24 protein-coding genes, 1 other RNA gene and 1 pseudogene are annotated in these 24795 nt (G+C 23.8%); 8 read left to right on the plus strand and 18 right to left on the minus strand.

Features of this window, described 5'->3' with window-relative positions:
- The first annotated feature begins 23 nt into the window (after positions 1–23).
- The 4 genes from AACK96_RS05110 to AACK96_RS05125 all read left to right on the plus strand — a co-directional run bounded on the left by AACK96_RS05110 (position 24) and on the right by AACK96_RS05125 (position 2646).
- Positions 24–446, plus strand: coding sequence for a transposase family protein (locus tag AACK96_RS05110; RefSeq protein WP_338973316.1), 423 nt, complete (start codon positions 24–26; stop codon positions 444–446).
- Positions 447–469: 23 nt separating this feature from the next.
- On the plus strand, positions 470–877 hold the full coding sequence (locus AACK96_RS05115) for a transposase family protein (RefSeq protein WP_338973314.1): 408 nt from the start codon (positions 470–472) through the stop codon (positions 875–877).
- Between the two features lie 461 nt (positions 878–1338).
- Positions 1339–1899 carry a hypothetical protein gene (locus tag AACK96_RS05120; protein WP_338973665.1) on the plus strand — a complete coding sequence of 187 codons (561 nt, stop codon included), beginning with the start codon at positions 1339–1341 and terminating at the stop codon, positions 1897–1899.
- Between the two features lie 117 nt (positions 1900–2016).
- Complete coding sequence (locus tag AACK96_RS05125) at positions 2017–2646, plus strand: hypothetical protein (RefSeq protein ID WP_338973667.1); 630 nt, start codon at positions 2017–2019, stop codon at positions 2644–2646.
- Positions 2647–2717: 71 nt separating this feature from the next.
- Here the strand turns inward: AACK96_RS05125 and AACK96_RS05130 are convergent, their stop codons facing one another.
- Positions 2718–3059, minus strand: coding sequence for a hypothetical protein (locus tag AACK96_RS05130; RefSeq protein ID WP_338973668.1), 342 nt, complete (start codon positions 3057–3059; stop codon positions 2718–2720).
- Between the two features lie 206 nt (positions 3060–3265).
- Between AACK96_RS05130 and AACK96_RS05135 the strand changes: the two genes are divergently transcribed.
- Positions 3266–4006, plus strand: coding sequence for an SDR family oxidoreductase (locus AACK96_RS05135; protein ID WP_338973670.1), 741 nt, complete (start codon positions 3266–3268; stop codon positions 4004–4006).
- A 180-nt stretch (positions 4007–4186) separates the two neighbouring features.
- On the opposite strand, the gene AACK96_RS05140 is transcribed toward AACK96_RS05135, so the two are convergent.
- The 16 genes from AACK96_RS05140 to AACK96_RS05215 form a co-directional block, all read right to left on the minus strand.
- Positions 4187–4717: a hypothetical protein gene (locus AACK96_RS05140; protein WP_338973672.1), complete on the minus strand. Its 531-nt coding sequence runs from the start codon at positions 4715–4717 to the stop codon at positions 4187–4189.
- 598 nt (positions 4718–5315) lie between these two features.
- On the minus strand, positions 5316–5870 hold the full coding sequence (locus AACK96_RS05145) for a hypothetical protein (RefSeq protein WP_338973674.1): 555 nt from the start codon (positions 5868–5870) through the stop codon (positions 5316–5318).
- Between the two features lie 150 nt (positions 5871–6020).
- Entirely contained in the window at positions 6021–6827 is an 807-nt protein-coding gene (locus AACK96_RS05150) for an SDR family NAD(P)-dependent oxidoreductase (protein WP_338973676.1), read from the minus strand.
- A gap of 23 nt (positions 6828–6850) precedes the next feature.
- A complete protein-coding gene (gene pgsA / locus AACK96_RS05155; protein WP_338973677.1) occupies positions 6851–7492 on the minus strand; it encodes a CDP-diacylglycerol--glycerol-3-phosphate 3-phosphatidyltransferase in 642 nt (213 codons plus the stop codon).
- A gap of 210 nt (positions 7493–7702) precedes the next feature.
- On the minus strand, positions 7703–9586 hold the full coding sequence (locus AACK96_RS05160) for a VirD4-like conjugal transfer protein, CD1115 family (protein ID WP_281749401.1): 1884 nt from the start codon (positions 9584–9586) through the stop codon (positions 7703–7705).
- A gap of 45 nt (positions 9587–9631) precedes the next feature.
- Entirely contained in the window at positions 9632–9760 is a 129-nt protein-coding gene (locus tag AACK96_RS05165) for a hypothetical protein (protein ID WP_255495888.1), read from the minus strand.
- 210 nt (positions 9761–9970) lie between these two features.
- A complete protein-coding gene (locus tag AACK96_RS05170; protein WP_338973678.1) occupies positions 9971–11314 on the minus strand; it encodes an Mbov_0396 family ICE element transmembrane protein in 1344 nt (447 codons plus the stop codon).
- Between the two features lie 54 nt (positions 11315–11368).
- A complete protein-coding gene (locus AACK96_RS05175; protein WP_338960438.1) occupies positions 11369–11671 on the minus strand; it encodes a hypothetical protein in 303 nt (100 codons plus the stop codon).
- 365 nt (positions 11672–12036) lie between these two features.
- Positions 12037–14724 (minus strand): Mbov_0397 family ICE element conjugal transfer ATPase, encoded by a 2688-nt coding sequence (locus AACK96_RS05180; protein ID WP_338973680.1) that lies wholly within the window; start codon positions 14722–14724, stop codon positions 12037–12039.
- Complete coding sequence (locus AACK96_RS05185; protein WP_174480064.1) at positions 14705–14956, minus strand: hypothetical protein; 252 nt, start codon at positions 14954–14956, stop codon at positions 14705–14707. The genes AACK96_RS05180 and AACK96_RS05185 overlap by 20 nt, the downstream gene beginning before the upstream one ends.
- Before the next feature lie 331 nt (positions 14957–15287).
- Positions 15288–16643 (minus strand): signal recognition particle protein, encoded by a 1356-nt coding sequence (ffh, locus tag AACK96_RS05190; RefSeq protein ID WP_338973682.1) that lies wholly within the window; start codon positions 16641–16643, stop codon positions 15288–15290.
- Positions 16644–16806: 163 nt separating this feature from the next.
- A complete protein-coding gene (rny, locus tag AACK96_RS05195; protein ID WP_338973684.1) occupies positions 16807–18381 on the minus strand; it encodes a ribonuclease Y in 1575 nt (524 codons plus the stop codon).
- Between the two features lie 163 nt (positions 18382–18544).
- Positions 18545–19528, minus strand: coding sequence for a recombinase RecA (gene recA / locus AACK96_RS05200; RefSeq protein WP_338973686.1), 984 nt, complete (start codon positions 19526–19528; stop codon positions 18545–18547).
- Between the two features lie 53 nt (positions 19529–19581).
- Positions 19582–20043 (minus strand): CinA family protein, encoded by a 462-nt coding sequence (locus AACK96_RS05205; RefSeq protein ID WP_338959371.1) that lies wholly within the window; start codon positions 20041–20043, stop codon positions 19582–19584.
- Between the two features lie 48 nt (positions 20044–20091).
- Positions 20092–20441, minus strand: an RNA gene (gene rnpB / locus AACK96_RS05210) — RNase P RNA component class B.
- Positions 20442–20470: 29 nt separating this feature from the next.
- Complete coding sequence (locus AACK96_RS05215; protein WP_281749393.1) at positions 20471–20788, minus strand: DivIVA domain-containing protein; 318 nt, start codon at positions 20786–20788, stop codon at positions 20471–20473.
- 76 nt (positions 20789–20864) lie between these two features.
- On the opposite strand from AACK96_RS05215, the gene AACK96_RS05220 reads away from it, so the two are divergent.
- Entirely contained in the window at positions 20865–21326 is a 462-nt protein-coding gene (locus AACK96_RS05220; RefSeq protein WP_338973687.1) for a Holliday junction resolvase RecU, read from the plus strand.
- Here the strand turns inward: AACK96_RS05220 and AACK96_RS05225 are convergent.
- Positions 21323–21637 (minus strand): HU family DNA-binding protein, encoded by a 315-nt coding sequence (locus AACK96_RS05225; protein WP_252320859.1) that lies wholly within the window; start codon positions 21635–21637, stop codon positions 21323–21325. The genes AACK96_RS05220 and AACK96_RS05225 overlap by 4 nt on opposite strands.
- A 505-nt stretch (positions 21638–22142) precedes the next feature.
- Here AACK96_RS05225 and AACK96_RS05230 point away from each other — a divergent pair.
- On the plus strand, positions 22143–22523 hold the full coding sequence (locus AACK96_RS05230; RefSeq protein ID WP_338973689.1) for a RidA family protein: 381 nt from the start codon (positions 22143–22145) through the stop codon (positions 22521–22523).
- Positions 22524–23576: 1053 nt separating this feature from the next.
- A pseudogene (locus AACK96_RS05235) lies at positions 23577–24784 on the plus strand (trans-sulfuration enzyme family protein).
- The last annotated feature ends 11 nt before the right edge of the window (positions 24785–24795 follow it).

Genomic DNA, 24795 nt, shown 5'->3' on the forward strand with positions numbered 1-24795 from the left:
GAATTAATAAGGTGTTGATAAATATGGCTTTTGAAAATTTAAAAAAATTAAAAAATGATAAATTTTATAGATATTTTGGTATAAAACATTTTCATTTTAATGAAATGTTAGAAAAATTAATTGAAATAGAAAAATTAGAAAAAACTAAAGGTCGAAAAAATAAACTTTCAGTTGAAGAAAGATTGATGATGACACTTGAATATTGAAAAGAATATTATACTTTTTTTCAAATGAGTATTAAATATAAAATGAGTCCTTCAAGCTGTTTTCGAAATATTACTTGAGTTGAAAATAAACTTAGTAATGATAGAGATTATCAATTTTTAAAAGAAAAATATAAATCAAAAAATGATAAAAAACAAGAAAATTTAAATGAATTTCAATTTTATTTAATTGATTCAACTGAGATTGAAATTGAAAGACCAACTAAAAAAAACTACAGTTAGAATATTTTTCTGGTAAAAGTTGAATGTATTCTATAAAATTTCAAATTGTATATGATTTTTTTAATAAAAATATTGTTGATATTTTTGCTGATAATGGCAAAGTGCATGATTTTCAAATATTAAAAAATTCAAATCTTGTATTTTCTAAAAATACAATAATTATTGGTGATTTAGGATATCAAGGTATACAAAATATTTATGAAAATACAATAATACCAATTAAAAAAAGTAAAAATAAAAAATTAACTAAACAAGAAAGAAAATATAATAAGATTGTATCTAAAATTAGAATCAAAGTTGAACATGTTTTTGCTTGATTAAAAAGATTCAAAATTTTAGTAAATAAATGTAGAAAAAGTAAATTTAGACTTATGTACTTAAGATTTAACTTACTTTGTAAAATTTTTAATAAAATAAAACCATTAAAATAAAAAAAATCAAAAATATATTTTTTAAAATTGAAATTATTATCAAGTTAATATAAAAATATTATTAACATTTTTTTGTTTTCGAAATAGAAACTTATTTTTAAACTATTTTTTCGGAAAATATTAACTTTTATAATTAATAACACTAAAAAATTTATAAAAAGTATTATTGACAATTGATTAAATTTAATTATGGAATATGTCTATTATTAAAATAAAATATTAGAAAAATTTATATTTTTATGCAAGCATTATTTTTTTATTGTATATTCATTTTTTCAATTATAGACTTAAATTAAGATTTACAAAAAATATTTTTATCTAATATCACTTTCACATTATTATAAATATCTTACTATTATCGATATTAAAAATAAAAAAATATTACATTAGGTAAATCTTAATCTTAAAATAAACTAAAACTAAAAATAATAATTTATTTTAGTAACAAAGGAGAATAAAATATGCAAAAAACTACATTTATTTTAGGGCATTTAAAAATTGAACATACAACTACTACTGGAAATACTGATAGTAATAATATTAATGTACTAGATAACGTTGATCCTATTAGTGTGCAAGCTAACTTAAACAGTATGGTTCCATATATTAATCAAATATTAGAAGCTTTACCAGCTACAGAAAAAGTTGCGTTTTTAAAAGATGAACAATATCCAAATGGAACATTCGTATTAGTAACAAGTGCTGGTATAACACCAATTGTACCACAATATTTACTTACTAGACTTCAAGAAACAGCTCCAAAAGCATATATATTAGCACAAGGTCAACAATGAGGATGATCAATTGCTAGTCAAACAGATGTTTCTATTAACGATTTAGAAAATCAATTTGAAGAACATACAAAAAAATGTTTAAATGCATATATAGCTTCAGGAGATGAACTAGATTATAAAATGGATTTCATTTATAAAGTTGTAGCAACCGTACCTAATGCGCCACAAGTAACTGCTAGTTCATCAGTTAAATTCCACTTTACTGTTAAAGCAGTTAAAAAAGCGTAATTAAATAATTTTAGTAATTCATAAAATATAATATTTTTTATATTTTCTTAGTACCTAGGTCAATTTAGTATTACTAAATAACCTAGGTTATATTATTAAATAAAAGGAGAAGTACTAATGAACAATAAAAATATCAATGAAAAAATTAAAATTATAATGAAAACAAAAATAACCAATAACGAAGAAAAAAATGAAAATAAAAATAACACTAATAATAATTATGAAACGGTAAGATATAAAGTACCTGTTTTTGATTTTAATGATGTTAATCAAATTAAAGAAAACTTAAATAGTATGACTATTTATATTACTCAACTTTTAGACTTATCACCACTCACTAGAATATTCTTATTAAAAAATAATGACTATCCAAGTGGAATGTTTGCAGTAAGGGATAGAAAAACAACAACAGAAAAAAAATATAACATTATCGCCGAACAAGTAACATTAGATTATATGCGTAATTTGTTTCAAGCAGCTTATAACCAAGCCAGTATTAATAAAACCTGAGAATGATTCATTAATGATTTAAACAATGTTACTATTCCAAATTTAACAAATTCATTTAAAGAACATTTAGAAAAATGCAGAATAGAAGCAATTTCAGTAGGTGATCAATTTTTAAACTACAAAATGAATTATCCAATAACAATAAAGGTAATGATTGAAGGCAAAGTTGTTGATGTAACTTCAAGTGAAACTTTTGAATATACTGTCAAAATTGCTGATTTTAATAATAATGATTAGATTCATTAATTAACTAAATAAAAATACATAAATTCTAATAAATATTTATCAAAAATAATGTTATTGTTATTTTACTTTTTAGGAAATTTAAAAATATAATAATTATATAAAAAACAAATTATACTTATAGATAAAAATATAGGAGTTAAAAATATTGTAAAAACAACACCACATCTTACATTTGAAATGTTAAATCAATCATTTAAATTATTATTAAATACATCTAAAATTCCATTTAAATGAGAATACTCTTTATATTTTCCTGCGATTAATCCAAAACCATTAGTGACTAATTCTGTATGACTTCCTATTAACACTTTGCTAGTAAGTAAACTTAATCCAATTATCATAAATAAAAACCCAAGAATAATAATTGCTAAAATAAATCAATTAATTTTTTTATAATTTACCATTTTTTACCCCAGTTTCTTTTTTATTTTCTTAAGCAGAGAATTTACAATTACTTAGTTTTGTAAATCATTATTTTTTCTTTAATTTAATATTCATTAATTATACATACATTTATTAAACATTTCTGTTAAAAACAATTTTAATTGCATTAATTATTAAAAATAAAAAAAATGATCATTGTTGATCAATAGTTTAGAGGTGAATACACATGAAATCAAAAGTTATCGTAATCACAGGGGCTTCTAGTGGTATTGGTATGGAAACAGCTAAGTTATTAGCAAGCGCCGGTCATAAATTAATTTTAGCTGCAAGAAGAGAAGAAAAACTTAAGGCATTAGTTACTAGTATTAAAAATAAAAATGGTGAAGCAAATTATTTAGTAACTGATGTCACCAAACATCATGAGGTAGAAAAACTAGCACAATTTGCAATTAAAACATTTAATAAAATTGATGTTTGAATTAATAATGCAGGAATTATGATACTAACATCTTTAAAACAAAAAAACATTAAAGACTGAGATGAAACAATTGATGTCAATATTAAAGGAACACTTTATGGTATTGCTGCATCATTACCATTAATGTATCAACAAAATTCAGGTCATATCATTAATATTTCATCAATTGCTGCTCATTTTGCTCATGCTGGTGAAGCAGTTTACTCAGCAACAAAATGAGCAGTTAGAGCAATTAGTGAATCATTAAGAGAAGAAGTAGCAAAGGATAAAACTAATATTAGAATTACAGTAATTTCACCTGGAGCAATCAATACTGAATTATTGAATAGAGTAACTGATAAAGAATTTAGTTCTGAATTTAAAGAATATTATAAAACTTATAGCATATCTGCCGAACGAATAGCACTAACAATAAAACAAGCAATTGAATTACCTGCTGATGCTACTTGAAATGAAATTATTATTAGACCAACCAATGAAATAATGTAAAAATAAAAAAAATAAAGAATATTTATCTAATTTTTGAATTTTAAAATACTTTAGACAATTCTTTATTATTTTAGGGTAGTAACACGTTAATGTTACTACCCTAAATTTATTATTTTTTAATTTTAAAAGAGAGAGAAATTTAATATTAAGAATTTTTATATTTTTAATTGTTTTAAGAAATTATTCTTTCAAAGTATTGTCACTATAACTTACAATTTTATTATTTAAATTTAAATTTTTATTAATACCAATATTGGCAATTGTATTAATACTTGATATTGGTAATGTTTTTACTCTAAAAGATAAATCATGAATTTCAGTTTCATTTAAGACACGAAGTTCTCCATTGATTAAGTATTCATCACCAATTCTAAAGTTTTTAATTCAAGTTGCACGATTAAGATCAGCATAACTAATATCTTCCTCGCGAAAACTTAAAATAGAATTATTATTAGATTTTTTCAATTTAATAATAGATAAGTTATCACCTAATAAGCCTAGGCTTTGCTCATGTTGTTCAATTGAATTTCTAATAATAGGAATTATTAAACATTTTTGATTAGGAGTTTGTGTTCAAATGATAACCGTTTCAAGTTTGCAACCATTACAATATTGATAATTACAATTTATATTTTCACATCTAGTTTCGTTAGTTGTTTTTGTTAATGGCACATTGGCAAAATAAATGCCACAATTTATAATATTATGCATTTAATAAACCTCATTTTCTAAAGTTTTAATAATACTTTTACTATAAACAAACTTAATTACCATAAAAGAGTAAATTTGACCTTAAACTTAATACTTTTAAATTATAATGATATAAATTTTAAAATGTTTTTAATTATTAGTCTGTATAAATTTTGGTTTAAGGGTAAGTGGGAATATTAATTTATGAAATTGGAATAGATATTAAATTGAGTTTTTAAACTAAATTAAAGACTCATATCAATAAATTAAAATACAAAACCCTTACATGAAAATTACTCATATAAGGGCATAAAGCCAAATTTACAATTTTAAATTAATTAAACTGATGTTTTGTCCTAAAGTTTTAGGACAAATATAATAATAACAAATTTAAACCAAATTACAATAGAATCTCATACTGTATATAATATATTTTGATTAATCATTATTATAAATTATTATTAATGCTTTAATTAATTTTATAATATAAATATTATTTATTTTATTATAATTATTTTATTTTAAAAAACAAAAAAATAAATAAAAGTAATACTTAAGTACTACTTTTATAATATAATTTCTCTAATTAAGTTAAAAAAATAATATTTTAAACTATAAATTAAAATTCATGCAAATTTAACTTTAAACTAGTAGTAAAATAACCTCTTACAAACTGAGTATCTTTTTCATTATTTGCTGTAACTGTTTCAACACTAACAAATTTAAAAATAAATGCTTTTTGATTTCAATCATAATCGTAACTAACTGTTTGTTGAACTTTATTCATATTTCCTTCATGTGAAATACTATTATCAATAAACTTTGTATCACTAGATACAATAACTGAATTCTTACTTTGATCATTATAATAATAATCTTTTCCATTTATATGAAAATCGACATGACTTTTTATATCAGTTAATTCTATATATTTTAATTTTGAAGGATCACTAAAAAGAACAATAACATTTTTTTCAAAAGTTTTAGTTGTAGTTTCTCCATTATCAGCAAAAATAGGGTATTCAACAATATCAATTTGTTGTATTACATCATGTAAATTATCAACATTTATTAAATTGGAATTTTTTACATATGAATTTAATATCGAAGAAGTTGAAAATATTGATGCTGCTGATAATGCTGCTGTTGTTAACATTGATAAATATTTTTTCATAAATAACACCTCTTTTTTAATAACTTCTTAAAATCTTAAGAAGTTGGATACATCATAAACCTTTCTTTTAAAAAAACAATAAAAAATATTTATAATAAATAAATGTTTTTTAATAATTTTTACGATTAAAATAAAAAATGAAATTCATTATTAGCGATTTTTTTGATAATTATATACTAATTTAAGTACTGTTTTTAAAGGTAATATTCTAATAATAGTTCTTGTAATTTTATTAGAAATTCCTATAATAATAAAACTTTTTCTTTTTGTTTTTAAGGCTGTTTGTAAAGACTTTTTAGCATAAGTTTCAGTATCTAAAACTGGTAATAATGAACTATAATGTTCTTTATTTCCTTTACCATTACTACTACGATTTCAAAATTCAGTTTTTAATGGACCTGGACAAATTGTAATTACTCTTACTTTACTTTTTGCTCTTTTTAATTCATAATTAACTGCAACACCTAAACTTCAAACATATGATTTAGAAGCATAATAACTAGCAAAAACAGGCCCTGGACTAAAAGCTGCCATACTTCCAATATTAATAACACGACCATAATTATTTTTACTAAAACGTTGAACAAATAACTTTGTTAAAATATGTAAACAAGAAATATTTAAATTAATCATATTTAATTCTTGTTCTAACATACTATCTGCAAATGTTCCTCAAACACCATAACCAGCATTATTAATAACTACTGTTACATTTAATTCTTTTGATAACTCAAATAATTTATAAATATTTTTTAAATCAGATAAATCTAAATCATAATTTTTAACTTGTAAGTGTGGATACTTATCTGCTAATTCTAATATTTTTTTACTATCACGTGATACCCCTAATACGTGATAACCTTGTGCTAATAATGCTTGACAGTAATAATATCCCAATCCTTTAGACGCTCCTGTAACTACTGCTCACTGATTCAAAACAATTACTTTATTTATCATTTATATTAATACTCCTTTTATTTTTAGATATTAAACATTTTTTTACTATTTGAACTAATATAATTATAAGCACTAAAAATACTTAATACTGTAGCAACGTACATTGGTATCATTACTAATTGATTAATTAAACCATATTGATCATTATTACTATGACCATTAACACTACCATTTAAAAATCGTCAATTAATAAAAAATAAAATTGTAATTCCTAACATTTGTACTGCTGCTTTTATTCTACCATATTTATCAGCAACCATTACTGTGCCTTTAGTAGCCAAAATTTGACGAACTACATCAATAATAAAATCACGTAATACCAAAATAACTACCATTCAAACCGGAATTATAGTACCACATGCCATTACAATTAAAACACCATTAGTTAAAAGTTTATCTGCAATTGAATCAAAAAATTTACCAAAAGTTGTTACCTGATTAAATTTTCTTGCTCATCATCCATCAATAAAATCACTAATGGCAGCAATAATAAATAAAATTGCTGCTATTAACCAACTAATTGGTAAACTATAACTATTAATATTAATACTTGTTATTCAAAGATGATAAAAATTATCATTATCTATTGGACCGATAATCATTAAACTAACAATAATTGGAACTAATATTAATCTTATTAAAGAAATAATATTGGGAACATTCATATTTAAAATCCTTTCATATAAGTTTATTTATAATATTTAACATTATTATGTACTTACCTTTTTTAGCATAATTTATAAAAAGTAAAACTTATATTTTTGATCTATTCATGAAATAAGTATATCGTTATTTTCTATATCTATCAATAATATACATTTATATATTAAAATAAATATTCTTTTATATACAATTTCTTAACTATTGTTTGTTTTTTATTTTTCTGATTTTTCTCTTTCGGCAGCAGCTTGTGGATTTTTTCTTTTCTCAATATAATAGAATAAGCCAATATAACTTAAATAATAATCTTTATTAAAATCAATTAAACGTGAAGCATTTGTAACAGTTGCTTGTCCTGCCGGTTTACTTCCTCATTCATAAAACGGAATTAAACGTGTTTTTGCTGGATTATGTTTTGCTAAAAAAATAACAGCAGTATCAAAATCTAATTTCATTAACTCACTACCTGTAATTAATTTTTTACCTTGTAATGATGAATTAATATTATCAGCTTTTTTATCTTTATTACCAGAATGGCTATAATTAATAATTGTTTTTTCACCGAACATATCTGAATATTTATTAGCAGTTTGTAAATCCATAGTTTGCAAAAAAGTATGCAAAATACAGTTATTAAAAATAGTTTCTGCTGTTTCTTTACCATATTTTTGTGTTAATTGTTGTAAATCTTGCATAATCATCATGAAAAAAATATTACGACTTCGTGCAACAGTAATCATTTGTGCCATACTAGCAATCGTTGGTATATTACCAAACTCATCAAATAAAAAGTATAAAGGACGTGGTAATTTAATATCAGGCAAAGTACTTGCATAACGAATTGTATTTTTATATAACTGTGCAATAAACATTGATACAAAAGCATTACGTTCATTACTTTCATCAGGTACAACTAAGAAAACAGCACTTGGTTTTTTTACAATTTCATCTAAATTTATATCATTACTACAACTAATATTTCGTGTCACTGGATCAGTAAATAAACGTAATCCATTAGCAACCATTTGACTAATTGATCCTGCAGTTTCTTCAGCACCTTCTAATGCACCTAAACCAATTTGACGAGCTAAACTATGAGTTGGCATTTTTTTTAGAATTTCAACATATCTTTGACGATTAGTAGCAACAATAGCAGCATTTGACATACTAAAGTATTTTAACGGAACATCAGGTTGATCTTCAAGTTGTTCTAGCATAAATAACATAATTGATTTAACAACTTGCATCGCTGATTGATTTCAAAATTTTTGTTTTGGATCTGATTCAGGAAATAAGGCTTCAACAATATCATTAATTCATGATAATGCCATTGATTCATAAGTAATTGATTCATTTAAAGGATTATTTTCTTTTTTTAAACGCATTGACTCTACATAAAAATCATATACTTTAACAAAAGGATTTCATGAATTAGATACTGATGTATCACGTAAATTAATAACATAAACATCGTAACCATTATCTTTTAATATTTTAGAATGATTTTGAAATAATTCTCCTTTTGGGTCAGTAATAACCATTGATGGTTTAATTTTTGATTGGGCATTTAAATATATAGTTGGAATAACTAATTTTTGAGTTTTACCACTTCCTGTTCCCCCAATTACAATATTATGAGCATCAGACTTAATATTAAATTGGACACCACCAATTTTAGTCTTTGTTGTTTGAACAACAATACCGTAATCATTTTCAACAGTTTTTGATAAAGGAAAGGTATTAGCAATTTCAGTGGGTGTTAATCAAGCAGCAGATCCATACACTTTATTTTTTGAATCACGTAAAAAGCGACTTTTATTATGAGTTTCACGATAAATTTTATATTTATGAATCATAAAGTAAGATAATAAAACTGAAAATTCAATAAGAAATAGAATTAAAAATATTAATCAATAATTAATAACATCCTGTATTAAAAATTTAAGTGTAAATGGTTGTTGATTATCTCCACTATGAGAAAACATGTTACGAACAAAGACTAAAGCATAAACTAATAAAGTATTTATTAATACTAAAAAGGGTATAACAATTATAATTACTGCTGGTAGTACTCATTTTTTTTGACGAATAAATTTCATTTTTATGTTCCTTTATTTTTTATATATTTTATAATAATTTATATTTTACCCATATTGAGAAATAACACCAGCAATACCTGATATTATTAATAATAAAATACCAATAGTTACATTACGTCTTCAACGATAACTTTTTTTCTTTTTAAATTCATTTTTTGTTTTTTTAAATTTCATGATTATTTCTCCAAGATTTTAATATTTTACTTTTTTATTCATCAGAATCTCCTCTTCTTGCATTCTTTCTAATATTATTTAAATTTACAACAGGTTCTTTAAAAGCAGCATTAGCCATATTTTTTAATCCAACAAAGGGACTTTTTAAATTCATTTTTTGTTTTTTTAAATTTCATGATTATTTCTCCAAGATTTTAATATTTTACTTTTTTATTCATCAGAATCTCCTCTTCTTGCATTCTTTCTAATATTATTTAAATTTACAACAGGTTCTTTAAAAGCAGCATTAGCCATATTTTTTAATCCAACAAAGGGACTTTTTAAATTATTTTTTGTATCTTGTCATTTAGTACCATGATCATTAGAATTTTGAAATTTACCAATTCCTTTAGCAATTCCTTTAGTACCTTTACCTAAATAACCCGTGATACCATTTTTTAATAGTCCATTTGCTTTCTTTTCGCTACCATCAGGATTTCTTCCATCTTTAGCACCACCAAATGCAATTTGTTTTCCAAGTTTTAATGCACCAGCACCACCGGCTGCAAGGCTAGCAAAAGTACGAGCTTTACCCATAATATTTCCAGCAATAGCTGCTCCATTAGAATCAATAGCACTTTGTACACCTAAGTTTTGTGTTACTAAGTGATTAATAATTTTTTGAGTTCTTAAACAACTAATAGCACCGGCTGTACAAAATAATGTATATAGAACTTGTTTTTCAAGTCAACTAAAATTAGTATTATTAGTAATATCTACTATTGCTTTTGGTAATATTTCAAGAAATATATAAATAGGTAACATCGTTCCTGGACCAATAATAAACTTACCTATTACCATTTCTTTTCAAACACCCAATCTTTTTCCTTGATCAACAGGCATTATAGCGGCAACAATTGGTGATATTGAAAATAAAAGTAATAAATCAATAATTCTTTCAACCAATGTCATTGATGCAACAAATAATACATATAAAGTAAATCACACCGCAACAATTTCAAGAATAAAGTTTCAATGTTTTAAATACGAAATATCAGGCATTGAAAAAACACCATTAGGATGCAAAGAACTATCATAATCAGGAGCACCAATACCTCATAATAAATCAGCTAAACTAGCATTTTTTCCTAAAGCTGTAATTTGTAAAACTGCCAATAATCCTGTCATTAGATAATTTATAGCACTCATAAAAAATGGAATGAAAACAATTACTAAAAAAGCTAAAAATGTATTTTTTATAGCTTTACCTAGTTTTTCTCTAATTGTATGTGTTTCAGTAAATTGGATAATAATTAATTGCATAATAAACATAATAAGTATTACACCAATTGAAACAACAGCTAATACTGAAAAAAATATTGGTAAGTTTTTACTATTAAGTGGATCTTCATTAAATTTTCCAAAAATTAAATTAGTTATTGCATCAGTTGTTAAATAATCAAATATACCATGTGGTCTTAATAAAACAGCAATTAAATATAATGGTCCTTGAATGAAAATAAGTCAAGGTATAAATAATAAAGCTCCTAGTATAATATCTGTTAGTCAATCCATATTTTCATCTCTTTTCTCTTCATAACTTAATATCAAGTTAATATATAACTTTCTTTAGTTAGTAGGAAGAATATTTGGATTACCACCAAAGGCCTGCACAAGAGCAATTATTATTGCTGATGCAGTAATACCAATAATTGGTGCAATTAATGTATACATAAACGCTTTTTTAATCTCACTTCTACGTTGTGGATCATCACCAGCAGCCGCTAAATCTTTTGCCAATATAATTATTTTAAAAACACTAAATGCAATTAAAGCAGCAATTAGCAATCCTGCAACTGCCGAAACATAAGGTTTTGCTACATCAATGATTTTATTTATATCAGGTCCATCTGATAGATAATTAAAAATCATAAGTTTTTCCTCCTTAAATAATAAAAAAATAAAATTATTTACTAATCAAAATTGTTTATAAAGCATGAATTTATCTAATAATATAATAAGCCCTATTTTACTCCTTAAAGAGATAAATTAGGACTTACAGTCAAATTCATATGTTATAAATAATGTTGATACACATTAATTATAGTTGGTTTTAAAATAAAGTAAATAAAAATTTTCAATTTTATCAACTTATTTTTTATTATTTTATAAAATTTATTATTTAAATAAAATCATATTAATAAAACTTATAAGTTTTATTAATATGAAAGTATCTTTATTTAATTTAAAAATAAATTAACAATTATTGATGAAATCGATAATGTATAAAAAATATACTAATTTTCAATTTCTTTATTTTTTATATTTTTAATTGCTTGTTTTTCAGCATCACTAACATTAATATTTAAACACATACGATATAAACTAGAAATAGCAAAAAGACATTCACCAACTTTAGCACGAGCAATAAAATCAGTTTCATTAGCAGAAATGCCACCATATGAAGAATACAATTCATTTAATGCTGCTAAATCATGAGGTTGTAAGTTTAATACTTTTAAATATTGACTTGAGTTAATAATAGCAGTAGTATATTTTTTAATTTCTTCAGAACCAAGAAAATCGTTAATATTTTGTGTAATAATATTTATCATACCTGTATACTTACGAATTCTCTTAACAATTTGATACATAAATAATAATGCTGCTGGAAATTCTTTATCAATAAGTAAATGGGCTTCATCAATAGTAATTGAAATTCATTGTTGTTTATTATTAATTTCATTATCATTTTTATTCTTTCGTACTTCATTTTCAATATATTTCAAAATTAAAAACATTTGAGCGTTAACTAAACGTTTATTCCCTGATTGCGTTAAAGTATATAAATCATAAACTTGTAATAAACTACTGCTATTAATATTAGTATGAGCATTTCATAAATTAGCATCAGTACCACCAGTTGCAAATCTTGATAATGTAATTAGTAAATTTTTTAATTCATTTTTACTTCTAATCTCTTCTTCTTTAACCATATCAGATTCAATAATATCATATAAATCTTGAAAAATTGGAAATTGATTTGGTTTTAATAAATGAATTTTTGTTCGAGAAGTAATACCAAATTTTTCATACATTAAATTTACATAAATCATTAATAAACTTGATTCATTTCTCGTTAATCCACCAGTAGCAACGTTTAAAAATTGTTCTAAGAATTGCATATGTGGTGCTAAAATATCACGAGTATTATTATCATTAGTATTATCATCACTCAGTGCCAATGTAATTTGAAATGGATTAATATTGCCAGAAGAACCATCACCAACATCAATTCAACTTCCATCATGATAATTACATAAATCGCGATATTCACGTTCAGGATCAATAACAATTACTTTATGACCAAGCATAATTTGATAATTTACTTCTTTTTTAGAAGTATAAGATTTTCCTGAACCACTAGTACCAATAATTAGTTGATTATGATTTTTACGAGTACTACTTTTAGTTCTTTGATCAAAAAATACTTTATTACCACTTTCATTAAATCCAAGAAATAATCCTTGTTTATCATTTAATTCTTGATTTAAAAAAGGAAAACTAGCACCTATTGTTAAACATGGCATTTCGTGACCTGTTTCTTTAAATCAATCAGCACTATCTGGCATTACTGATAAAAAAGCTTCTAATTGACGATAATATAATTTATCAAACTTCATATTATTATTATTTATTTCGTATTCGGCAGTACTAATATTTTGTTTAAGTTGCTTACGATCAGCACCATTAATTAACAAATACATATTAGTATTAAATATTTTTTCACCACCACCAGCAATTTGATCTAATAATTCATTTAATGATTGATAATGATAATCATAATCTCTTCGTTCTGATAATGATTTTGTCATAAAATTTAAAGTTGCTAAATTTTGCATAGCTTTATTCAATTGTTTTTTAGCACTTTCTTCACTGATACTATTAAAAGTAAAGATTAAACTAGTATTAGGAATATTTACTAAATTTGCTAATCAGACTGCTGAAACTTCAAATGGATAATCATATATGTTATAAACAGTTTGAAAACAATTAGCAAATTCTAAATTATTCTTATGAACTAATAATTCTTTAATCGCCAAATCATTAGTTAAATCTTTACTTTTAACAGTTTCTTCTTTTTTTGTAGTAAACATTTCTTCTAAGGAAGCATTTTCATTAGAATTTATTAATTTACTATAAACAACCATCATTTCAAAACAATTAATATCACTAGCTTTAACACCACTACGACTGATATAATTTTTAAAAGCATTTACTTCTTCTTTTAATTTTTCTTGATTTGATGAATAAAAAAATAAGTAAAAAAATGGTTGCGTCATTTCATTTTGATTTTGAATTTCATTATTAGCATTAATTGCTGATATCATTTGAAATTTTCTTGCTAATTTTGCTTTTTCACTAATATTTTCTAAATCAATTTTTTCGAGTTGTTCTTTATAAAAATTAGTTTGTACAGTTATATCTAAAGGCATATCAATCTTTATTAAAGACATAGAAATATTAATAATTTTAAAAGCTGCAGCTAAATCTTTAATTTTATTTGAGGCTTCTTCATTAGATAATAATGTAATATTAAAACCCTCCAATAATAAAGCTCTAGTATAATTTGTATTTTTCACATTTAATTGCATCACATTCTTACTAATAATTTTTTTAAATGGTACTAATATTTGTGAATTTTTTTCAGATTTATAATAACGATTTTTACTATGAAATTTAAATCATAATAAAATAATTTCTCATCCTTTTTTTCTTGGCTGTCAATAAAAAGTAAGCGGAATAGTAGCACAACCAACTAAAATAACAGCTAATATTTTAAAAATAATATCAATTTGCAACAATAAAATAATAATTGAAGCAAATCCAACTACCATTAAAATAATTAATAAATCAATTAAACCAACACTTCTCCAAATTTGTAATTTTACAAATTTAATAGTTTTAGGAATTAAAAATTTCATTTATCTTTTCTTTTGAAATTTCATTAGAATTTAGCGCTGAATTTGGTTTACTGTTTATTTTCTCTATCTTTATACTATTAACACGCTTCTTAAAGCCACAACGACTGCAATTAACTTGAATATTTATTCCTTCTAAGTAATCAGCTATCAAAATTACTCTACCACATCGATAGCAAGCAAAAGAATTTTGTGGCTTTTGAGCTAATCGAACAGATGTATACGTATCTTTCATAATCATTGTCTCCTAACTGAATTTAATTTGTTTACTAAACACAATTCAAAGTTATCTTGTTCCCTAAATATTATTAAGCAACTGAAAAAGAAAAAATAAATTTTTGTTATATTTTTAATTTAAAATAACCCACTATTTAAACACTATTTTCTTTTTAAAATCTAGTTTTACTTTAAAAAATAAATTAAATTTTTAAAAACAAAGAAGAAAATTTAAAAAAATTTTAATAAAATAATATCTATAAAAACTCAAGAAATCAAAGTTTTATACATTTCTTGAGTTAAATAAATTTTAACAAATTAACAAAAAATAACAAATTTTTTTTATTTTTCTAACTTTTTATTAACTTATCTAATCCTGGAATATTTGGCATTTCTCCTTTTTTAATCTGACCAGCAATTTGATCCATAACTTTTTTAGTTTTTTCAAATTGGTTTAACACTTTATTTAATTCTTTTTCTGAACGACCTGAGCCTTTTAATACTCTTGCTTTTCTAGTTGGATAACGTAAAATTTGTGGCTTTTCACGTTCTTGAGCAGTTGTTGAAGCAATAATATATTCTGCTATTTTTAAATCAGTTTCAGCATCACTAATTTTAGCATCACTAATTTTAGCAGACATACCAGGAATCATTTTTACAAGTGATCCCAATTTACCCATTTTTTGAATTTGCTTCATTTGATTAACAAGGTCATTCAAATCAAATTGACCTAACATCATTCTATTCATAGTTTCTTCAACATCACGAGTTGAAACTATACTTTCGGCCTTCTCCATTAATGTAGTAAGATCACCCATTCCTAAAATACGTTCTGCCATTCTTTCTGGATAAAAAACCTCTAAATCAGTTATCTTTTCACCCATTCCTAAGAACTTAACAGGAATCTTTGTTAAATAAGAAATTGAAAGAGCTGAACCACCCTTAGCAGTACCATCTAATTTAGTGATTATGCTTCCAGTAATAGGAATAGTATTATTAAACTCAATAGCAACATTAATTATATCTTGTCCTGCCATACCATCACAAACAAGTAAAACTTCTTTTGGTGAAGTAATTTTTCTTATTTCTGCTAGTTCTTGCATTAATTTTTCATCAATGTGTAATCTTCCAGCTGTATCAATTAATATTACATCAAACTTATTTTTATTAGCATATATTTGAGCATTTTTAACAATATTAGTAGGGGTTTCATTTTTTTGGGAAAAAACTTCAATATTCAATTGTTTTCCTAAAACTTTTAATTGTTCAACAGCAGCTGGACGATAAATATCTCCTGCAACTAGTAAACATTTTTTTTGATATTTATCTGTTAACAACTTTGCTAGTTTAGATATTGTTGTTGTTTTACCAGAACCTTGTAAACCAACTATCATAATAACAGTAGGATTAGTAGATAAATCTAATTCAACATTCTTAGTACCCATAATTTTTGTTAATTCATCATGAATAATTTTAATTAACATTTCTTTTTGATCTAAGCCTTCTTTAATAAATTCACCTTTTGCTTTATTAATAATTTCATTAGTTAAAGTTTTAACCACCCTAAAATTAACATCAGCCTCTAACAAAATTAATCTGAATTCTTTAATTGTTGCTTCCATATTTTCCATGGTTAAAGTTTTTTTACTTAAATTTTTTTCTAATGTTTTTTGTACTTTTTTTGACATAATGTCAGCAAAACTCATATTTATATTCTCCTCTATTTTTAAGACTATATTATTTTAACACTAAAATAATAATGAAAAAATAAATTAAGCATAAAAAATAAATATTTGAATTAACAAATTATACATTTTATAAAGTTAAAAGAGAACCTAAAGGTTCTCTAAAAAACAATTAATTAATTTTTTAATTAATTAATTCTGTTGCTCTTACTTCACGAATAACAGTAATATGAATATCGCCTGGTATTGTAATCATTTGTTCTAATTTTTGTTTTAAGTTTCTTGCTAATATATGAGCATCAAAATCATTAATAACTTTAGGATCAACAATAACTCTAATTTGTCTTCCGGCCTGAACAGCATATGCTTTTTCTACGCCTTTAACAGATTTACACAAATCTTCAATTTCTTTAATTCTAGTTATAAATTCTTCTAATGAATTATTTCTTGAACCAGGTCTAGCTGCTGATAATGTATCAGCAGCTGAAACTAAAGAAGAATAAACATTATCTTTTGCAACATCACCATGATGAGAATGAATAGCATTAATAATAATATTACTTTCACCATATTTTTTTGCTAAAATCACACCATTATAAACATGTGAACCTTCTAATTCATAATCAGCGGCTTTACCAATATCATGTAATAAACCAGCACGTTTTGCAATATTAACATCTAAACCCAATTCAGCTGCCATTGCTCCTGCAAGTTTGGCAACTTCAAAGGAATGCAATAAAACATTTTGACCATAACTTGTACGATATTTTAATCTTCCAATATAAGATACTAACTCTGGTTCAAAACCAGTTAATTTTAACTCATCAATAATTTTTTTACCATCAACTTTAAAACCTTCATTTAATTCCTGCTCATGAAATCTCAAGATTTCTTCAATTCTAATTGGATGAATTCTTCCATCTTTAACTAAATCTTCTAAAGCTCTAGTTGCAATTTCTCTTCTGATCGGATTAAATGAAGAAATTTGAATTGTTTCTGGCGTATCATCAATGATAATATCTACACTTGCTGTTAACTCAAAAAATTTAATATTTCTACCCTCTTTACCAATAATTCTGCCTTTCATTTCTTCATTAGGTAACTTAACGTATGATACTGACTTATCAACAATAAAATTACTTGCATAACGTTCTATTGCTTCACTAACAATATTATTGGCTAACTCTTTAGATTGAAGTTTAATATTATATTCATGATTTTTAATAATTTTATTAAATTCTAATGATAATTTTTCTTTTAATTTACTAAACAATTCATCTTTTGCTTCATTTCGACTCATACCAGAAATTTTTTCTAATTCCATAATAATTTGATCAATTTTTTGATGATATTCTAATTTAACATTTTTTACAATTTCACGTTGATGATAAAGATTTTGTGTTTGTGTTTCAATTATTTCTTCATGTTCACTTAATTTGCGTTCTCTTTTATTTAAAAGTTTCTCATATTCTAAATTTTGTTCTTTACGATATTCAATCTCTAAATACAAATCTTTTTTCATTTTACTTATTTCAATTTTTGCATCGGCTCTTGAGGATTGAATTAATTTTTGAGATTCTTTTTCTCTCTTTAAAATATTAGTAAAACTTTGTTGTTCTTTAATTTTTAAATACATTTTTCTAATTAGAAATCCAGCAATTATCCCTACTATCATTGCTAGAAAAATTGATATACCTACTCACATTCCAAACTGTTGACTACTTATATTTGATAATATAGCTAACATATTTTTTTCCATTTATATTTCTCTCCTTGCTGTAAAACACCTACAAGAAAAAGAATCATTACACTCAAAAAATTAAATAAAATTAAAATTTTATATTTTTCTTCTTTAATATCTACACACAAATAAGCAGGATAATAATCCTACAATAATTTTAGCATGTTTTAAATATTAATATTTAAAACATGATTCGTTCCTTAATTTGTTCTAAAAGAAAAGTATTTGCTTCTAAACTTTCTTTTGCTTTTATTTTTCCTTGTCCTAATTTTACATCTTCATAAGTGTATCAGCCACCAGATTTATTAATAACTTCTTTCTCAACAGCAATTGTAATGATTTCACTAATTTTTGAAAATCCTTCTTCAAAACAAAAATCAAGACTTGCTGTTTTAAATGGTGGTGCTACTTTATTTTTTACAACTTTTATTTTTATTTTATGACCAATTATTTGATTACTTTTGATTAATTGTTCACCTTTACGTACTTCTAGTCTAATTGTACTATAAAAACGTAATGCTTTTCCTCCGGGTGTTATTTCAGGATTACCATATATAATACCAACTTTTTCTCGAATTTGATTAATAAATAAAACAATACAATTAGTTTTTGCGATACTTCCACTAATTTTTCGTAATGCTTTAGACATTAATCGCGCTTGAGCACCAATTGTTTGATCATTCATATCACCATCAAGTTCAATTTGTGGAACTAATGCAGCTACTGAATCAACAACAATCATATCTAAATCCTCTGATTTAACAAGAATATCTAGTATTTCTAATGCTTGTTCTCCTGAATCTGGTTGTGTAATTAATAAACGACTAATATCAACACCTAATTTTTGACTATATTGACGATCTAATGCATGTTCAGCATCTATAAATGCTATTCTACCATTTTGTTTTTGAACTTCTGCTAAAGCCATTAATGCTAATGTAGTTTTACCTGCAGATTCTGGTCCATAAACTTCAATAATACGACCTTTTGGAAAACCTTTAACACCTAAAATATCATCTAATAATATACTTCCTGAACTAATAACTTCAATATCGCCAATACCACTATCACTTAGTAACATAATAGCACCTTTGCCAAATTCTTTTTCAATTTGCTTAATGGCCTTTTCTAATAATTGCTCTTTTTCTTTAATGTTTATTTCCATAAAATCACCCTACAAAATATTAATAACTCTGTAAGATAATTCCTTTTTAAATTTTAAAAACTTAATAAAATTTTTTTTAAAATAACTACTGCTTTTGCTACTATAGTTGATCTAATTTCGTTTCTATTACCTGAAATATTTAACACTTCACATCAAACATTATCATTGATAACAATACCTACATATACTAAACCAACCGGTTTATTTTCTAGAGCATTAGGTCCTGCATTTCCAGTAAAACTAATAGCAATATTTGTTTTTAAAATTTTTTGTGTATTTAAAGCCATTTCTATAGCACATTGTTTACTTATTACACCATATTTTTCAATGGTTGTTTTTTTAATTTTAACAATATTGATTTTTGATTCATTAGTATACGTTATAAAACCACCACTAAAATATTTAGAAGCACCAGCAATACTAGTAATCTCTTGAGCAAAAAGTCCACCAGTAATACTTTCACAACAACTAATTCTAAAATTAAATTTATCTAATAAAACTAAAAGTTCAGTCATTTTTAAACCTTCAATCAAATAATTTAAAATACAAAAAAAGAATAAAAAAATCATAAGCCACGTTCTGTTCTTGCTTCTTGCAAGTGCTAACCATTTATCTACTATTGTAAACAATAGTTCGGTTTATTATTCATTTCTAATAAACCAATGCCCCTACCTAAATTTGGGTTTCTCGCTTGTGGGGTTTATCTCGTTCCAGCTTTTAAGTTTCCTTAAAACTCGTCTCTATGACACTTTTATAGACTAGAACCTTATTTAATAAAAAACTTAGGTTTTTGTCAGCCGTCAGAATTACTGCTTAGAGTTATCGTTTTCTCTAACACAAACATTACTTTCATCACAGAAAGTGCGAGCGTGGACTTTCCTCTACATACTAATGCAGCGATTAGCTCATTTTTTATTCTTTTAGAAGAAAATTATAACATATTTATTCTTCATGTACAATACTTTCTAATTTGCTTAATCTCGTAATAATATCAACATTTTCTACACCTTTTTCTTCTAATTTTTGTTTTTCTTGTTTTAAAACTAAAATTTGTGTTTTTAAAATATCAATTTCTTTAAGTAACTTGTAATTATTATTTTCTAAAATTGCATTTTGCTTTTTTAGTTTATTTACAAATTCTTCTAGTATTTCATAATTAGTAGCTACTAAATCAAGAAATAAATCTACTTCTTTAGAATCATAGCCTTTATAATCAACAGTAAATTCTTTATCTATAATATCCTTTTTACAAATATTCATATTTATACCTCCTTTAATTAAAAGGAAAACTATTCCAAAGTTAGTAATATTCTATATGTAAGGGGGAATTAAAATAATGTTTTATGCTAACCGCGGAATGTTTCTTGAAACTATAATTAATTATACTATTGAAATTATAAATAATGAAAAACAAGCACTAATTTTTAAACAAAATCCACCAAGTTTATATCAAAACAATAAAATTTTTAAAGAAAAAAGTAATGTTGATTATCATGGAGTTTATCATGGTAAATATTTGTGTTTTGAAGCAAAAAGTACTAAGTCTTTAACATTACCATGAAATAATTTTAAAAAACATCAACTTGAATACTTAGAAAATGCTTTTTATCTTAATGCTATTAGTTTTGTTATTATTTATTTTTCACAACATAATGCCTTTTTCTTAGTTTTTTTAGAAAAATTAAAATTTTTAAAAGTTCAAAAAAAAGCACTGACATATAAAAAAATAGAACAAAATGGATATAAATTAGAAATTATATATCCATTTTATCTTGATTTTTTAAAATTTTTAATTTAAGAAGCTAAAGTTTCTGTTTGTTGATTAGTATGTTTTTTAAATTCAGAACTAGCTTTAAATTTAGGTGCTTTAGAAGCACTAATTACAATAGATTCACCAGTTTGGGGATTACGACCTGTTCTTGCTTCACGAATAATAGTTTCAAATATTCCAAATTTTGGTATATTAATTTTACCACCATTTGCAACTTCAACTTTTATCTCTTCAAAAAATAAATCAATAATATTAGTCGCTAAGGCAATTGTGACGTCAGACTTTTGCGCCACTATCTTAATAATTTCTGTCTTTGTTTTAGAATTACTTTTTGCCATAAAAGATTTCCTCCTAATGTTTTAAGAATTATAATTATAATGTCTATTATAGATATTATTATAACTACGTTATCTTCAAACCAATTTAAAAATGTTACTGGTCTGTAATCAAATTATATAGTAACATTTTATAAAGTGAACCATAAAATGTATTTTTTTTCTAAAAAAATGATAAAATTACTTTAATAATATTTTTTTTACACTTATAAAGGTTAAAAAATAAAAATAAAATTTAATTTTCAATACTGATAATAAAATATTAAATAAATATTTTATTAAAATTAAAATGAAAAAAATTATTAAAGTGAAAAATAATTAATTAAAAAAAAGAAAAGAAAATCATGTAAAATATATTTATAGTTGTTCAAGTTTTAATAATTAATGATGCTAATTTTATATTACTATTAATTATTTAATATCACCTAAATAACTTAAAAATAACGCTACATTTTACTAATATATTCAATGATGCAAAACATAATAATTTTAGAAAGAGTGATAAACTATGAAAAATATTATTCATACTCCTAATGCTCCTACTGCCATTGGGCCATATAGTCAAGCAATAATTGCAGGTGACTTTTTATATATTTCTGGGCAATTACCAATTAATAGTAAAACAGGTGAATTTATTGGCACTGACATTTCTTCACAAACTAAACAAAGTTTATTAAATATTAAAGCAATTTGTGAAGCTGCTAATATTACTTTAAATAATATTGTAAAAGTTAATATTTTCTTAAAAGACTTAAATCACTTTGTTGAAATGAATAAAGTTTATGGAGAAATATTTGGTGCACACGCTCCAGCAAGAGCAGCAGTTCAAGTTGCTAGAATTCCCAAAGATGCATTAATTGAAATTGAAGCAATTGCTTATTTAAAATAATTTTTCTAATTTTATTTTTTTATTGCATATATAAATTTTTAACTATAAAATTAAATCAAGATTTATTTAGAAAAAGTACTTTAAAATTTAAAAAGTTTTATTCATATAATAATGATATTAGTAAAATAAACTAATATCATTTTTAATGATACATTACTACACTTTCCAATTTAATATTCTTACTACAATTTCACACTTTTCTCAAAATTCTAAATATTTTATACTTAAAACAATAATAAAATACATTCTAAATAAATCTTAACTTTAAAAATAAATTATAAATTAACAAAAAATAATATTCAAGATTACTTAAAGTATAAATAAAATAATAATTGAATTTAAAATATAAATTTAAAGATTACTAGTAAAAAGTAACCTTTTTTATATTCCAATTGATAATTAAATTTTAATACATATAATATAGATTTTAATTATAATAAATTATTTTTTTAACATAAAATTATTTATTGCATATGTAAACTTTTGAATATAAAATTAAATCAAGATTTATTTAGAAAAAGTACTTTAAAATTTAAAAAGTTTTATTCATATAATAATGATATTGTAAAATAAATTAATATCATTTTTAATGATACATTACTACACTTTCCAATTTAATATTCTTACTACAATTTCACACTTTTCTCAAAAGTCTAAATATTTTATACTTAAAACAATAATAAAATACATTCTAAATAAATCTTAATCTATATAAAATATCAATAATAAACTAAAATTATGTTAATTAATAAAAACTATAATAAGTATTGAATTTAAAATATGAATTTAAAGATTACTAGTAAAAAGTAACCTTTTTTATTTAAAAAAAATTTACTATAAAATAACAAAAAAATATTGTAGTATTTTCATATAAAAATTGAATATTAGATTATAACTACTTTTTTAAAACAAAATTGTTAACATTAATCTAAGATATTTATATACTTTAATAAAACTTGCTACCTTTATTTTATATAAAAGGTAGTTTTAAAATAGAAATTAAATGGAAATAACATAAAAATAAAATAATTTTATATCTATAAGGAGATAATTATGACAAAAATTAAAAAAAATAAAAATAATTACCACATTGCAACTAAATTAGTTCATTGTGGTAATTATAATGATAAATTTGGAGCCGCTCTACCTCCTATTTATCTATCAACAACTTTTGCTTTTGATAGTGCCAAACAAGGTGGTAGGATATTTAATTTACAAGAAGAAGGATATGTTTATACAAGAATTGGTAATCCAACAACAACTGTTTTAGAAAAACGAATGGCACATTTAGAAGGAGCAGAAAAAGCAATTGCTTTCTCATCGGGTATGGGTGCCATTGCATCTACTTTTTGAACATTATTGAATGCTACTGACCATTTATTATCATCAAAAACAATTTATGGTGGTACTCATTCACTTATTGAAAAAGGAATATCACGCTTTCAAATTGAAGTTGATTTTGCTGATTTTACTAAACTTGATGAAATTAAAAAAAATTAAAACCAAATACTAAAGTTGTTTTTTTCGAAACACCAGCTAATCCTACTTTAGAAATTTTAGATATTAAAGCAATTAGTGATATTGTCCATCAATATAATCCGCAAATTCAAGTAATTGTTGATAATACTTTTTCTACACCAATCATTACTAAACCATTAATTTTTGGTGCTGATATTGTTATCCATTCAGCAACAAAATATATTAACGGTCATTCTGATGTTATGGCCGGAATTGTTTGTGGTAAAAGTACTTTAATAAATAAAATTCGTTTTGAAGGATTAAAAGATTTAACAGGAGCTGTATTATCACCTCATGATGCCTTTCTTGTTTTAAGAGGACTATCAACTTTAGAATTACGATTATGAAGAGCTTGCAAAAATGCAAGAATAATTGCAGCAAGATTAAAAGAACATCCTAAGATTAAAAAAGTATTTTATCCTGGATTAACTAATTCAGCAACAGAACAAGTACTTTATGAACAACAAATGAAATTACCGGGAGCAATGATTAGTTTCGAATTAAAATGTGGATATGATGGAGGAATCAAACTATTAAATAATTTAAAATTAATAATTTTGGCAGTTTCTTTAGGTGGAGTTGAGTCATTGATTGAACATCCCGCTTCAATGACACATTCTACTTATAATGCACAAGAATTAGCAGATGCAAATATTTCAGAAGGTCTTGTTCGTCTTTCAATTGGTATTGAATATGTTGAAGATTTATGAAATGATTTGGAACAAGCATTAAAAAAACTATAATAATTATTTAT

Origin of the sequence: Spiroplasma endosymbiont of Tricholauxania praeusta, assembly GCF_964019535.1 — a bacterium.
Taxonomy (GTDB): domain Bacteria; phylum Bacillota_I; class Bacilli_A; order Mycoplasmatales; family VBWQ01; genus Spiroplasma_E; species Spiroplasma_E ixodetis_A.